The organism is Enterococcus sp. AZ048 (genome assembly GCF_051715125.1).
Taxonomy (GTDB): Bacteria; Bacillota; Bacilli; order Lactobacillales; family Enterococcaceae; genus Enterococcus_A; species Enterococcus_A gilvus.
This window is the reverse complement of record NZ_JBIOTD010000001.1, coordinates 879542-892652: the sequence shown is the minus strand read 5'-3', so window position 1 is coordinate 892652 and position 13111 is coordinate 879542. Positions and strand designations below refer to the sequence as shown.

Sequence of the window (13111 nt, the reverse complement as noted above, 5' to 3'; positions counted from 1 at the left end):
TTCATAGGTAATGAAAGAAGGCAGTTAACACGTTGAGTAAACTCAAAAATACATTGTTTCAACCACGCCCTACTTGGCAAAAGAACTTGATTGTTTTATGGTTTGGTACCTTTATGGCTGGCATTGGGTTCAGTCTCGTGATGCCTTTTATGTCTTTATACATAGATTCCCTAGGCCACTATACCAACCAGCAATTGAACTTTTGGAGTGGGATCACCTTTTCTTCGACTTTTTTGATCACCGCGATCGTCTCTCCTTTATGGGGAAGATTGGCTGACCAAAAGGGCCGAAAAATAATGTTGCTGCGGGCCTCTCTAGGAATGGCGATCGTTATCAGCTTGATGGGAACAGTAGGGAATGTTTATCAGTTGATCGGTCTGCGCTTGCTGCAGGGTGTTTTCTCCGGCTACATCAGTAATTCTACCGCTTTGGTGGCAACAGGCACCCCTCGTGAAAAAAGCGGACAGGTCCTTGGAACATTAGCCACAGGAGCTGTAACGGGTAATTTGCTCGGACCTTTGGTGGGGGGCGTCACCGCGTCCATCTTTGGGTATCGTTTGACCTTCTTCATCACAGGCGGGATTCTATTTTTAGTCTTTCTTTTGAGTCTGATGTTTGTTCATGAAGAATTTACACCGATCGAGAAAAAAGATATGCTTCCGGCAAAAGAGATTTTTCATAGCTTGAAATACCCGCATGTCGTCATCGGAATGTTCGTTACAACACTGATTATTCAAGCCTCGAATAATTCAATCAGCCCCATTATCAGTCTATACATTCGACAGTTGATGCATAATCACGGCAATGTCACTTTAGTCAGTGGTATCATCGCCTCCATTCCGGGAATCGCTACTTTGATTGCGGCGCCGCGCTTTGGACGGCTGGGGGATAAAATTGGAAGTGAAAAAATTCTGGGAATCGGATTGATCTTTGCCATGCTGGTCTTTCTGCCTATGTCCATCGTAACAAATGTTTGGCAACTCGCTTTTTTACGCTTCCTTGTGGGTATTTCTGATGCTTGTCTGCTCCCTGCTGTACAAGCGCTGATCACAAAGTATTCTCCTCAAGAAGCTGCGGGAAGAATCTTCAGCTACAATCAATCCTTCCAAGCGGCTGGAAACGTTGTTGGACCTATGATCGGGTCTAGTGTTTCCTCACTCTTCGGCTATCGCGGAGTCTTTATTTCAACCTCCGCATTGGTTCTGATGAATTACTTGTTAGTTCACCGCAACACGAAAGAAATCGCTGAAAATCATCACCAAGCACAAGGTTCTCATTGACCGCCGAGACAGATTAATGGCAACTTTTTCGTTAGTTTTTTATACTAATAAGTGATTCTAATGAAAGAAGTGAAAACGATGCTTGATGGACAATTAAAGTTTTTAGACTTTTTCCTCAACAATACGATTGAAGGAAAAGAAGAGGAAGCAAAAGAGATTCTAGTGAAAAGCTTCGCGGATAAAGAAACTGAGGCGCTAAGCCTGCAAGAATTCAAGAAGCTGCAAGAAAAACTATTTCCCTTGATCAAACCTGAAAAACTTAATGAAGTGAAAGTTGCCATGGCACATTTTGCCCAGAGCCTTTCATAGAAAAAAGACTTCGTCGAATGGACGAAGTCTTTTTTTGTTCTTATTCTGCGACTGCTTTTTCTGTACTTTTACTTTCTACATTAAATAAAGAGCGCAGGCATTTCGTTGCGACCATCAAGCCCAATCCTAATAACAGAAAGGCAAAGACTAACTGTAATCCGTCTGATAAGAAGACAAATTGTCCTGCAGCCGGAACTGCTGGGATCGTCACTAAGTAGTCTGTCGCACGGATCAATTTCGTTACCAGCCCATAAACTGACATGCCCAGTGCCGTAAAGGTAACGGCAAGCATGATCCCCATAGGAATGTAAAACATCACCCCTGATTTTTTAGAGGTCTTCATATAAACGGCCACCGCGATCATGACCATCGCAGCCAATAATTGATTCGCCGAACCAAATAGCGGCCATACACTGTTATAGCCTCCAAGCGCTAAGACAAACCCTACACCTAAAGTCACAACCGTTGCGACATATTTATTTGTTAATAATTTAGCTAGCCCTTTTTGCTCGGCACCCTCTTCATAAAAGAATTCCTGCAACGACATTCGGCCAATACGTGCAACGGAATCCAGCGAAGTCAATGCCAATGCAGAAACACACATCGTCATGAAGGCTTGCGCAACATTCAGCGGCAAACCAAATTTCGTTAAGAATCCAGCGACTGAACCAGAGAAGATCTGGAAAGGTGTTCCAGCCGGTAATTGACCATTCTTAGCAACAGCGCCTGCTACTACCAAAGCCACTACCGCCAAAACACATTCGCACATCATCGCGCCATAGCTGATAGGACGCATGTGTTTTTCGTTCGTTACCTGCTTCGAAGAGGTTCCCGAAGAGACCAGACTATGGAATCCAGAAACAGCTCCGCAGGCAACGGTGATAAATAAAATCGGGAAAAGGTATTTCACATTTCCTGTAGCATCCTGTACCGCAAATCCATTGAAGGCATTCAGCTCAACCATCGGCGCTTCCACCAAAAGTCCCAACACCGCCGCAATGATCATCCCTAACAGCATATACGTGCTAAGAAAATCACGAGGAGCCATCAACAACCAGATCGGCATAACCGATGCTAAGAACAAATAAGCAAATACGATCAGCAGCCACGTTTGTTTGTCTGCGAAAATCGGAAAGAGAATACCAATAGCCAGCGTCACTAACAAGACCACGATTCCAAAAGCATGCATAGCGATGCCCTTTAAGTGCACTTTCTTCATAAAGAATCCGACTAGCACTGCGGAAATGATAAACAGCATCGAGATCGAGGCCGCAGAAGCATTTGCTGTGTTGACTGCTGCGGGAACGTCCGGTGTCATTCCATTGAAGGTCGTGGCAACAATGTCACCAAAGGCCGCAATGACTAACAGGGCAAACAGCCAGCAGAACAATAGGAACAGCTTCTTCCCAACTTTTCCAATATATTTTTCAATGATCAATCCAATTGACTTGCCTTCATTTTTAACGGAGGCGTAAAGAGCGCCAAAATCATGTACTGCTCCAAAAAAGATTCCGCCAAACAAGATCCATAAAAAAGCTGGCAACCAACCAAACATCGCGGCAATGATCGGGCCTGTCACCGGTCCGGCACCAGTGATCGATGAAAATTGATGACTAAATACCACAAAAGCCGGCTCAGGTACGTAGTCGTCTCCATCCTCCAGAGCGACCGCAGGCGTTACCGCCTTCGGATCAATGCCCCATTTTTTCTCCAACCAGCGGGAATACCCAAAATACGCGGCGATAAAACAAATAATAGCTACTATTAACAAAACAACACCATTCATAAACTCACCCAACTCTCTTCGTTTTATAATAAATATTTAATTAGTATCTTCCCATAATTCCATGAGCATGTAAAGAGAATCATTTTAATTTTCACGAATTTTCTGTAAATACAATTGAAACAAATTCGTCCTGTTCTTGAATACTTTGACTTTTTTATTCACAAAAAAACAGCCACTTTTGTAGTAAGTGACTGCTTTTCTCTAAATTAAATATATTGTAATTCCTTTGCTTCTTGGTACGCATGATCGATCAATCCGCCGCCTAAGCATTCCATGCCGTCGTAGAAAACGACCGCTTGGCCTGGTGTGATCGCGCGAACAGGATCATCGAAAATGACTTCTGCTCGATCGTTTTCCAGCAAACGCACAGTAACGGGTACGTCTTGCTGACGGTAACGAAACTTCGCAGTACATTTGAATTCTGCTGGTCGCTCTTCATTTGTCGTAAAGTGAATCTCGCTCGCATCCAAACTCGTTGCGTATAACGCTTCATGATGGAACCCTTGTCCAACATACAGCGTATTGGTAGCTAAGTCTTTGCCGACTACGAACCAAGGATCATTGGTTTTTCCGCCGCCGCCGATTCCCAAGCCTTGACGTTGGCCGATCGTATAATACATCAGACCCGCGTGTGTTCCTTTTTCCTCACCGTCTAGCGTGACCATCTTCCCTTGCTTTGCAGGAAGGTAGTTGCTCAAGAATTGTTTGAAATTCTTTTCACCGATGAAGCAGACCCCAGTAGAGTCTTTTTTCTTAGCAGTAGCCAAGCCAGCACGTTCAGCGATCGCACGAACTTCTGGTTTTTGCATCCCGCCTAAAGGAAACATCGTCTTCGCTAATTGTTCTTGCGATAACTGACTCAAGAAATAGGTTTGGTCCTTGTTATTGTCCACGCCTCGCAACATGTGGACCACCCCGTTTTCATCCTTTTCGACTTGGGCGTAATGTCCAGTCGCGACATAATCCGCACCTAACTCCATCGCGTAATCCAAGAACGCTTTGAACTTGATTTCTTTGTTACACATCACGTCTGGATTCGGCGTGCGGCCTGCACGGTACTCCGCTAAGAAATATTCAAAGACACGATCCCAATATTCCTTTTCAAAATTGACAGAGTAATAAGGAATGCCGATTTGGGCAGCGACTTTCGCCACGTCCTTATAATCTTCTGTCGCGGTACAAACACCATTTTCGTCAGTGTCGTCCCAATTTTTCATAAAAATGCCGACTACATCATAGCCTTGTTCCTTTAACAACAAAGCTGTCACTGATGAATCGACGCCGCCGCTCATTCCTACGACGACTCGTGTGTTGCTGTTAGACACAGTATCACCATCATTTCAATATAGATTCCGAAAACTCTACGATTTGAAGGTCGCAACTTTTCAGTATGACGAATTATACAACATAAATCTTAAATTTTCGATAGATATTCCTTTATATTATTTTTATTTGTCTTTTTGTATTGTTTGTATTAATATAAATAATACAAAGGAGGGCAAGTAAATGATTATAGAAATTGATTCCCGTTCCGAAGAACCCATCTATTTGCAATTGCGGAAACAGATCATTATCGGTATCGCCCGTGGTGAGTTGAAGCCAAACGAGCAACTGCCGACCGTCCGCCAGTTTGCCGATGAACTAGGAGTAAACACGATGACTGTCTCTAAGGGCTATCAGCAATTGCGGGAGGAAGGCTATCTGATCACGGATCGGCGGAAAGGAACTTTGGTCGCTTCTTTGCCTGTCACCTCTAAGAAAACAGACGAGGAACAATTAACATTAGTGTTGGCAGAACTTTATTTGTCTGAACCTGACGAAAAAGCGATCCAAGAAAAGGTCAAAAAAATAGTAACGAGTTTTGGAAAGGAGTAAGGCGGATGTTCGAATTTATTCTGTTGCTTATATTGATTTTTTGCAACTTTATCATGGCCTTCGTTAGCTCTTTAGCCGCGAAGCCGCATAACTATGTGATCGTGGAAAATACTTTTCCAGCAGATAAAATGGAGGAGCCGCAAGTACTAGCCTTTCGTAAAGACTATCGAAAGCGCCAATTTCAGTTGGCCTTTGGTTTGAGTATTGCTGCTTTTCTTCTCCTCATACCAATGAAAGAATCCCTCTTCATGCTGCTGTTTTTCTTTCTTCTGTATCTCAGCATTGGTTCTGCGTATTTACTGCAACTTCGCTACATTCGTAGAGGTCGGCAATTGATCGTTGCGAATCAGTGGCAGTTGACCGAGCAGCCGATTCGTGTGGATACAAAATTGGTTCTTGAGAAAAATCGAAAATTGGTATCCCCTTGGTGGTTTGTTTTATCCATCGGTTCACTGATTTTATTGACCGCTCTGACCGCTCGACAAGGTGCAGGAAGCTTAACTTGGATCTTATTTGGTGTCTGCAGCGTCGCGCTGGTTCTCTTTATTCTGAGCTGGGCATCGATCAAGCGCCTGCCGACTCGAGCACTCACTGACGATTCGTCCATTAATCAGCAATACAATGACCTGACAAAATTTTATTGGTCAACATTCATTGTGGCAACGAGCGTTTTCATTAATCTCATTGCCTATATTCCAATACTGACCATGAACAGCAGCAGTCGTCTATTTAGTGTCCTGATGATCAGCGAATTCTTGCTTATTTTTCTTTTTTGCGGGCTGACCTTCTGGTGGTTGTTCCGTTTACGTACGAAGCAAGACCAATTATTGGCGCAAACACCGAGCTTTCGGTATGCAGGAGACGATTACTATTGGCGTTACGGAATATACTGCAATCCAGATGATCGTCGTTTGATGATCCCTGACCGTATTGGCATGAATTTGACGATCAACTTAGGGCGAATCGGCGGAAAAATTTTTCTTGCTTCTGTTCCGCTTCTTCTCATTGTCGCTATGGTTGTCTCTGTTGGGCCTCTGTATATCTTGGACTATCATCCCGATCCCTTGACTTATCAGCTCCAGCAAAAATCGATTCGTTTGGATGGTCCGCTTACTAAAGAACAAAAAATTTCTTACGATGAGATCAAAACAGTTGCGTTGATCGAGACTCTCCCCGATTCTGGAATGAAGATCAATGGCTTAGGGACGAAAGATTACGCCCTCGGAAGTTTTAAAATCGATGGCAAGCCCGCCTCTCTCTTCGTGGATCATCGTTCCAAACCAATCTTAAAGATTTCGACAAACGAACGCGATTACTATTATACGAATATCAAACCAGCCGTTACTAAAAAGGCGTATCAGCAAATCCAGTCTCACCGTTAAAAATCAAAAGGAGAAGAACCCAATGACACAAACTGTTCGAGTGATCCGCTTAAGAGAACACCCTGAAAAGATTGATTCCATCCTGTCCTATGTAAAAAAGCAATGGGCTTCTGAAGAAACAACAGCCGTCTATGAGGACTGTCTGACCCACGCATTAACGACAAAAAACGTGCTTCCCCAATGGTATGCGTTGATGGCTGGTGAAGAGATCATTGGGTGTGCCGGCCTTATCACAAATGATTTCATCAGCAGAATGGACCTATGGCCTTGGCTTTGTGCTGTTTATGTCGATACGCAGCATCGCGGACACTTTTTAAGTAAAATACTCATTGAGAGCGTCGAAGAAGACGCACGCAGGTTCGGGTTTGAGAATCTTTTTCTCGCGACGGATCATGAAGGTCTCTATGAAAAAATGGCTTTCCACTATATCGGCGATGGCTATCATCCATGGGGAGAACACTCGCGGATTTACAAAAAGAGCCTTCGAGAAACTTTTAACGAAGCCGCCATCCGCGAGTGATCCTTTTAAAAAAAAATAGACAGACGACTCTTTATAAGCCGTCTGTCTATTTATTTTTTTATTCTACTTTTCCCATTCGTTCGATCGGCCAGAAGACAAATTTCACATTGGTCAGAATATCGTCTTGATCGATCATGCCAATCATACGGCCATCTTTTGAAATTCGACGGTTGTCGCCTAAAACAAACAGCTTTCCTTCTGGAACATTCTGCTCCCCAAACAACTCCTGCAAATCAAAATCGGTCGTTAACGGCAAGCCATCCGTAACTTTTTCTTTGTATTCGTCCAAATAAGGCTCGCTGTATTTCTTGCCATTAATATAAAGCTGATCCTCTTTGTAAGCGACAGTATCCCCGGGCAATCCGATCACTCGCTTGACATATTCGGCGCCGGGATTGTCCGGAGCTGGAAATGTCACGATATCAAATCGGTCGAGGGCGGTATGCTTCAATCCAAACATTCGCTCCCCATTATTCAGCGTCGGCTTCATCGAATCTCCCACCGCTTCGACGGGGGTGAAGACAAACCTGCGCAGTGCGATCACTAAGCCGACCATCAGAACATAAAATAGAATCGTCTTGATTATTTCCTTTTTGTTCACTTTCGGGCTCCTCTCTTGCTTTTATGTTATCCGTTCCTTCAAATTTACCACAAACCCCTTGTCACGAAAACAGTGCTTCCGTTTTTCGTTATTCATTTTTTTGATTCGCTGTAAACTTTACGAAAAGGTAAAAAAACATGAAAAAGGCATCGACTGTTCAATGCCTCGCCTGTACTATTTTAATTTCTTGATTTCTGCTTCTTTGTATTCCGCGATCTCGTCAATCAAATTTTCAGAGATCGGCGTTCCGAATGGCAGGGGTGCTTTTAAAAATCCTCGTTCAGGCGCGTCTACCCCAACATTGATATCCTCCGCGATCGGCATACTGTAATTATGAATATGTCCATGGAGATTCCGAATATTTAACGTCTTGCCTAAGAGCATCGGATAATGGGTCAAATAATATTGATGATGGTTAAATTTTACGATCGCGCCCACATCGTGAAAGACAAATTTGTCTTCTCCATTCTCAAGCTTTGGATCATGGGCCGCCAAATAATTGAAAAAAGTCCGAGAATCATGGTTTCCTTTGATAAAAATAATACGACCGTTTAATTGCACCAACTGTTCTAAAATTTCTGGAAAGCCTTTTTCATAGTTCGGATGCATCGCCACATCTCCTAGGTGATAGACCGTGTCCCTTTCATTCACGACAGCGTTCCACGCACGGATCATTTGCTGATTCATCTCGTCCACAGAATCAAATAAACGCGGCGCAAAGTCATTATCTCCTAATAAATTCTCATGAAAAAAATGCGTATCTGAGATAAAATATTTCATTCCATTCACCTACAAACGAATTCAGATTGTTTCTTATAGTTTACCATCTCTTCTAAAAAAATGCGCTTGACTGTTCCTTTGTTTTATAAATTTCTATCCATGATTGGAGAAAGCAGCCAAAGAAAAAAGACCACCAACTTATACTTGGTAGCCTTGTTTTTGTAAAAGTGCTTGATATTTTAATTTGATAATAGAAAGAACTGCTTCTAACTGTGTTAGATCTTCCACTTTGCTGGTATCGAATTCCCGCGTGCGTTTGAAGGATTTTCCAGTGTCGATCAAATGAAACACTTGGTTCCACTTCTCAAATTCAGAAAGCGTGTTGAAGTTGGCGATGGGAAAGGCCGCGCCATCGCAAATTTCCCACAAGCGGAAAATCAAAAAGGCCGTGTCGATGACTTCCATTCGTTGCCTCTTCTTCGTACAAGTCACGATCACTTTTTCAGGATTGTATTCCAAGTACCAATCTAAAAGAATGAAAAAGGCTTCCCAACGGTACGTGTCTTTAAACATTCGCTGTGTATCTGGCATATCTCGAAAAATCAGCGGAATCAAATACTGCTTTTTATATTTCCAACAAGGGATTCCATCGATAAAATAATCAACATAACGTGTTAAATAGCTATTTCCTTCATAATCACTAATATAATAATCTTCCACCCCATATTTTTGAAACTCTTTCGTCAGCTTGGCGCAGTCTTCGATCGAGACGGTTAGGCCAGATAAGAGACGGAAATCAGAAATAATTTTGTGATGATCGATCGTATGTACCTTTTGAACCAACTTGTCACCTTCATTTCCAGCTATTTTCTTATTATAAGTGTACCATAATCTTCTGAATTTTAAGCTTATCAGCCTTAAAATTTTTCCCAAAAAAAGATGAATATAGCAAAATAGACACAGAAATATAATAACAGCGCGTTTTAAAACACGAATCAATAAAAAAATATTAGCTTTTTATAATCGCTAAATAATTTCGCAAAAAAAAAGGAAGACCTTATCCTCTTCGATAAGATCTTCCGTCTTCTTTAGACTTCCTCTTTGACAAACAATCCACGCTCGATCATTCCATCCATTAGGAAATAGAATTTTTCTTGAACCATTTCTTGTCGTTCATCTTTAAAAATATCCACTGTTTTCAGACCATTGGCAGTCGTTACAGACATTTTCATTGTGCTGATATCTTTTGATACCGTAATTTTCAATTTGAATCCTTCTTTACTTTGGGGCGTTGCCTGTAATGGACGGATCAATTGGAAATTACCTGAAGTTGTCTCAGTAAATCCATTGTCTCGCAAGGTATATTTTTTAGCGGTCGGCGCCAATGCGTAGTGATACTTTGAACCTTTGATCGTTGTTGTCTTCGTAAATGCCATTTGCTCACCTCATCATTTTTTCTTTTCACTCTTAATTATAAAGATAAGTTTCAGGCATTTCAATCTACTTTGTCAGTTCGTGCAAACTCGCGACGAGTTGTTCCGCAAAATAATCGACTTGTTCGATTGTATTCCCGTAACCAAAACTGACGCGCAACGATTCTTTGACTTCGATCGCGCCTTCGCCGTACATTGCCTCTAATACATGAGAAGGATCGATCGTCCCTGCGGTACAAGCAGAACCCGTAGAAACAGCAATGCCCTTCAAGTCTAGCTTCATCAACAACAAGTCGTTGACGATCCCAGTAAAGCGGAGATTCAAAACGTGAGGCAGCTTATTGTTCAAATCACCATTCATGTGATAATCAACCCCTGCTTGATCAAGTGTGGTCAATACTTTTTGAGTGAATTGTTCGTAGAGTTTTTGACGTTTTTCACGTTCAGCCTCTGTCAGCAGTTCTACCGCTTTAGCCATTCCGCAAACCCCTGCCAAGTTTTCAGTTCCTGCACGGCGTTTTTCTTCTTGTTCCCCACCGTGAAGCAATGGCTGCAATTTGGCCTCATCACTTTTATACAAAAAACCAACACCCTTTGGTCCATTGATCTTATGCGCAGAAATACTTAAGAAATCAACGCCTAATTCACGAGGACGAATGAATTGATTCCCGTAGGCTTGGACGGCATCCGTGTGAAAATAAGCAGGATGGTCCTTTAACCGCTCCCCGATTTCTTGAATCGGCATCAAATTACCGATCTCATTGTTTCCATACATGATAGAAACCAAGATCGTATCGGGGCGTAGGCTTTCCTCAAGATCCTTTAAGGAAATCCTCCCTTTGCGATCAACTGGCAAATACGTCACTTCAAATCCTTGAGTTTCCAGATACTTCATTGAATTGATGACTGCTGGGTGTTCAATTTGTGTCGTGATCAAGTGACGGCCTTCATTTTGACGACCAAAGGCGGTCTCTAGAATCACTGTATTATCTCCTTCGGTCCCGCCGCTGTTGAAAATGATCTCATGGTATTTTACACCAAGACTTTTCCCGATCACTTCACGAGCCATCTCTAATTTCCCTGCAGCTTGTCGTCCAAAAGAATGAATACTTGAGGGGTTCCCAAATGTTTCATTCATCACTTCTGTCATCGTTTCGATTACTTCTGGATGCATCGGACTTGTTGCCGCATGATCTAAATAAATAGTTTCCACAAACCTTCAAACCTTTCTATACGTCAGGATTAACAAATCTGCTCAATAGAGAAGCACCAAGCAGATACTATTTTTCGCATCCGTCCACCGATGCTTCTAGCAATAAGACATATTTCGGTCAAAATCGCTTAGAAGCACAATCATTGGGTGCATAGATGAAGCTTAGTATCTCCTTGGTGCTTCGTAAATTTGAACAACATTTGCTTATTGATCAATTATTCGTTTTTCTATGTCGCACATTCTGAAGCTTGGAACAGAGAGTGCTCTGACTGTCAGTCAATTTGTGGGTGAATCACCCGCAGGAGGATAGACAGTTTTATTCAAAATCCTTTTGTTCCATCGTAAACAACGGACTAACGGATTCATTTTGATGGATTCGTTTCACTGCTTCTCCCATCAGCATCGCACTGCTGATAATGGATAATTTCTCAGGATGACGCTCAGGTGCCGTCAAAACGGAGTCTGTGATACAAATATCTTTGATCTCAGTCGCATCCAAATTGGCTTTTGCTGGAGGTGAAAGCAACCCGTGAGAAGCGCAGGCAACGACTTCCTTCGCCCCTGCCTTTTTCAAGGTTCTTGATGCATTAGAGAAGACTTCACCCGTGTTCAAGATGTCATCTACCATAATACAACAGCGGCCTTCTACATCTCCGATCACGTACCCAGAATCTGGATTGCCCTCTTCGGCAACATCTACGATCGCGATCGCTGTATCTAAGTATTCCGCTAGGCTGCGGGCACGCTGCACCCCGCTGTTTTTAGGAGAAACCACCACATAATCATCCCCAACCATCCCGCGGCGACGATAATAATGGGCAAATAAAGGCATCGTGAACAAATTGTCTACAGGAATATCGAAGAATCCTTGCACTTGCACCGTGTGTAAATCAAGTGTCAACACTCTTGTCGCACCTGCGTCTGAAAGTAAATTCGCAACCAGTTTTGCAGTAATTGGCTCATGTGGTTTTGCCGTACGATCCTGTCTCGCATACCCATAATAAGGCAGAACGACATTGATCGTTTTTGCACTTGCTCGTTTTAATGCATCGATCATGATCAATAATTCCATGTAATAATCATTTACCGGCTCATTGGTCGACTGGATCAAATACACATCAAATCCTCGCACTGTTTCTTCTAGATTGATGGCGATCTCTCCATCACTGAATTGCTTGACAGTACTTCTCCCTAACGGCACGCCACAGACATCGGCGATTTTTTCAGCCAATGGTCTGTTCCCATTAAGACTAAAAATTTTAAATTTTTCCTTACTTTCTTCTGACATGGTGTCCCTCCAAGTATTTTTGTAACACCAGTTTAACATATTTTCAGTTATTTGCTGTAGCATTTACTTTTTTTAAGGAGATTGTGCCATTCCCCCACTCAGCCGGGATCACAGCCTCGCTCTTGCCCCAGTTGTCATGGATTTTATAAAACCGATCGCCCGCCGAGGTCTCCATGAATCCATGAACGACGACCCAATGATTTTTGTAGGTGCTGCCCCTTAGTTGTAAAAGACCGATCATGACCGGCTCGCCTCCTAATAGGCGCTTGGTCACCCGCTGCCAAGAACCCACCATCGTCCCGCGGGCACGGTAAGGAATGCGGTAGCGACGAAAGAAACGATTCAAACCGATCGAAATCTGCAGCGGCACTGTCGGGAAGTCCACCGGCTGAAGCATTGGTTTCAACGCACGAATCAGTTCTTCTTTTTGTTTGCTGTTCTTTTTTCTCAGTCCCGCGGGCAAACAGGCAACATCAATCTGATCCTGCCAATACGCCAACAACACGCTGCTGGCATAGGTCCCGCATAAAAAGCCTCGCGGTGTCTTCCACTCGCGATACGTTTCAAAGCTTTTCAGGTCATACCAGTGATCCTTTAAATAGTCCATCGCTTCCACCACCAAATCATTTTCTTTTGTGTATCTTCTTAAGATATATCATAATAGATAGTAGCTGAAAGAACTAGAAAAAGATCATGGACATTGC

At 42.9% G+C, this 13111-nt stretch carries 14 protein-coding genes; 5 read left to right on the top strand and 9 right to left on the bottom strand.

Annotation, left to right across the window (positions count from 1 at the left end; translation table 11 throughout):
* Window positions 1-32 precede the first annotated feature (32 nt).
* Window positions 33-1280: a multidrug efflux MFS transporter gene (locus tag IGI66_RS04425; RefSeq protein ID WP_086305582.1), complete on the top strand. Its 1248-nt coding sequence runs from the start codon at window positions 33-35 to the stop codon at window positions 1278-1280.
* A gap of 60 nt (window positions 1281-1340) precedes the next feature.
* A complete protein-coding gene (locus tag IGI66_RS04420) occupies window positions 1341-1589 on the top strand; it encodes a hypothetical protein (RefSeq protein ID WP_240318389.1) in 249 nt (82 codons plus the stop codon).
* 40 nt (window positions 1590-1629) lie between these two features.
* On the opposite strand, the gene IGI66_RS04415 is transcribed toward IGI66_RS04420, so the two are convergent.
* Together IGI66_RS04415 and mnmA are read right to left on the bottom strand one after the other, a co-directional pair.
* The gene (locus IGI66_RS04415; RefSeq protein WP_314580565.1) at window positions 1630-3375 is read right to left on the bottom strand and encodes a carbon starvation CstA family protein; all 1746 of its coding nucleotides are present in this window, start codon (window positions 3373-3375) and stop codon (window positions 1630-1632) included.
* A gap of 206 nt (window positions 3376-3581) precedes the next feature.
* Window positions 3582-4700 carry a tRNA 2-thiouridine(34) synthase MnmA gene (gene mnmA, locus IGI66_RS04410; RefSeq protein WP_114524043.1) on the bottom strand — a complete coding sequence of 373 codons (1119 nt, stop codon included), beginning with the start codon at window positions 4698-4700 and terminating at the stop codon, window positions 3582-3584.
* Window positions 4701-4881: 181 nt separating this feature from the next.
* Between mnmA and IGI66_RS04405 the strand changes: the two genes are divergently transcribed.
* From IGI66_RS04405 to IGI66_RS04395, 3 genes are read left to right on the top strand one after another with little or no spacing between them, the layout of a single operon-like run.
* Window positions 4882-5250 (top strand): GntR family transcriptional regulator, encoded by a 369-nt coding sequence (locus IGI66_RS04405; RefSeq protein WP_010781448.1) that lies wholly within the window; start codon window positions 4882-4884, stop codon window positions 5248-5250.
* A gap of 5 nt (window positions 5251-5255) precedes the next feature.
* A complete protein-coding gene (locus IGI66_RS04400) occupies window positions 5256-6632 on the top strand; it encodes a PH domain-containing protein (RefSeq protein ID WP_438847747.1) in 1377 nt (458 codons plus the stop codon).
* A 22-nt stretch (window positions 6633-6654) separates the two neighbouring features.
* Window positions 6655-7152, top strand: a complete 498-nt coding sequence (locus IGI66_RS04395) for a GNAT family N-acetyltransferase (protein ID WP_314580558.1) — start codon at window positions 6655-6657, stop codon at window positions 7150-7152.
* Window positions 7153-7210: 58 nt separating this feature from the next.
* Here IGI66_RS04395 and lepB read toward each other — a convergent pair whose 3' ends face one another.
* The 7 genes from lepB to IGI66_RS04360 all read right to left on the bottom strand — a co-directional run bounded on the left by lepB (window position 7211) and on the right by IGI66_RS04360 (window position 13014).
* Window positions 7211-7753, bottom strand: coding sequence for a signal peptidase I (lepB, locus tag IGI66_RS04390; RefSeq protein ID WP_114524039.1), 543 nt, complete (start codon window positions 7751-7753; stop codon window positions 7211-7213).
* A 174-nt stretch (window positions 7754-7927) separates the two neighbouring features.
* A complete protein-coding gene (locus IGI66_RS04385; RefSeq protein WP_435934095.1) occupies window positions 7928-8533 on the bottom strand; it encodes a metallophosphoesterase family protein in 606 nt (201 codons plus the stop codon).
* A 138-nt stretch (window positions 8534-8671) separates the two neighbouring features.
* A complete protein-coding gene (locus tag IGI66_RS04380) occupies window positions 8672-9316 on the bottom strand; it encodes a hypothetical protein (RefSeq protein WP_314580553.1) in 645 nt (214 codons plus the stop codon).
* Window positions 9317-9561: 245 nt separating this feature from the next.
* Window positions 9562-9909: a DUF1831 domain-containing protein gene (locus IGI66_RS04375; RefSeq protein WP_010781454.1), complete on the bottom strand. Its 348-nt coding sequence runs from the start codon at window positions 9907-9909 to the stop codon at window positions 9562-9564.
* A gap of 64 nt (window positions 9910-9973) precedes the next feature.
* On the bottom strand, window positions 9974-11119 hold the full coding sequence (locus tag IGI66_RS04370) for a cysteine desulfurase family protein (protein ID WP_438847744.1): 1146 nt from the start codon (window positions 11117-11119) through the stop codon (window positions 9974-9976).
* A 316-nt stretch (window positions 11120-11435) separates the two neighbouring features.
* Window positions 11436-12407 (bottom strand): ribose-phosphate diphosphokinase, encoded by a 972-nt coding sequence (locus IGI66_RS04365; protein ID WP_010781456.1) that lies wholly within the window; start codon window positions 12405-12407, stop codon window positions 11436-11438.
* A gap of 43 nt (window positions 12408-12450) precedes the next feature.
* Complete coding sequence (locus tag IGI66_RS04360) at window positions 12451-13014, bottom strand: hypothetical protein (RefSeq protein ID WP_010781457.1); 564 nt, start codon at window positions 13012-13014, stop codon at window positions 12451-12453.
* Window positions 13015-13111 lie beyond the last annotated feature (97 nt).

Bases quoted from the DNA above. Each gene is read 5' to 3' on its own strand.
- IGI66_RS04420 (WP_240318389.1), top strand. From the start codon at position 1,341: ATGAAAGAAGTGAAAACGATGCTTGATGGACAATTAAAGTTTTTAGAC.
- IGI66_RS04415 (WP_314580565.1), bottom strand. From the start codon at position 3,375: ATGAATGGTGTTGTTTTGTTAATAGTAGCTATTATTTGTTTTATCGCC.
- IGI66_RS04405 (WP_010781448.1), top strand. From the start codon at position 4,882: ATGATTATAGAAATTGATTCCCGTTCCGAAGAACCCATCTATTTGCAA.
- IGI66_RS04400 (WP_438847747.1), top strand. From the start codon at position 5,256: ATGTTCGAATTTATTCTGTTGCTTATATTGATTTTTTGCAACTTTATC.
- IGI66_RS04395 (WP_314580558.1), top strand. From the start codon at position 6,655: ATGACACAAACTGTTCGAGTGATCCGCTTAAGAGAACACCCTGAAAAG.
- IGI66_RS04385 (WP_435934095.1), bottom strand. From the start codon at position 8,533: ATGAAATATTTTATCTCAGATACGCATTTTTTTCATGAGAATTTATTA.
- IGI66_RS04375 (WP_010781454.1), bottom strand. From the start codon at position 9,909: ATGGCATTTACGAAGACAACAACGATCAAAGGTTCAAAGTATCACTAC.
- IGI66_RS04365 (WP_010781456.1), bottom strand. From the start codon at position 12,407: ATGTCAGAAGAAAGTAAGGAAAAATTTAAAATTTTTAGTCTTAATGGG.
- IGI66_RS04360 (WP_010781457.1), bottom strand. From the start codon at position 13,014: ATGGACTATTTAAAGGATCACTGGTATGACCTGAAAAGCTTTGAAACG.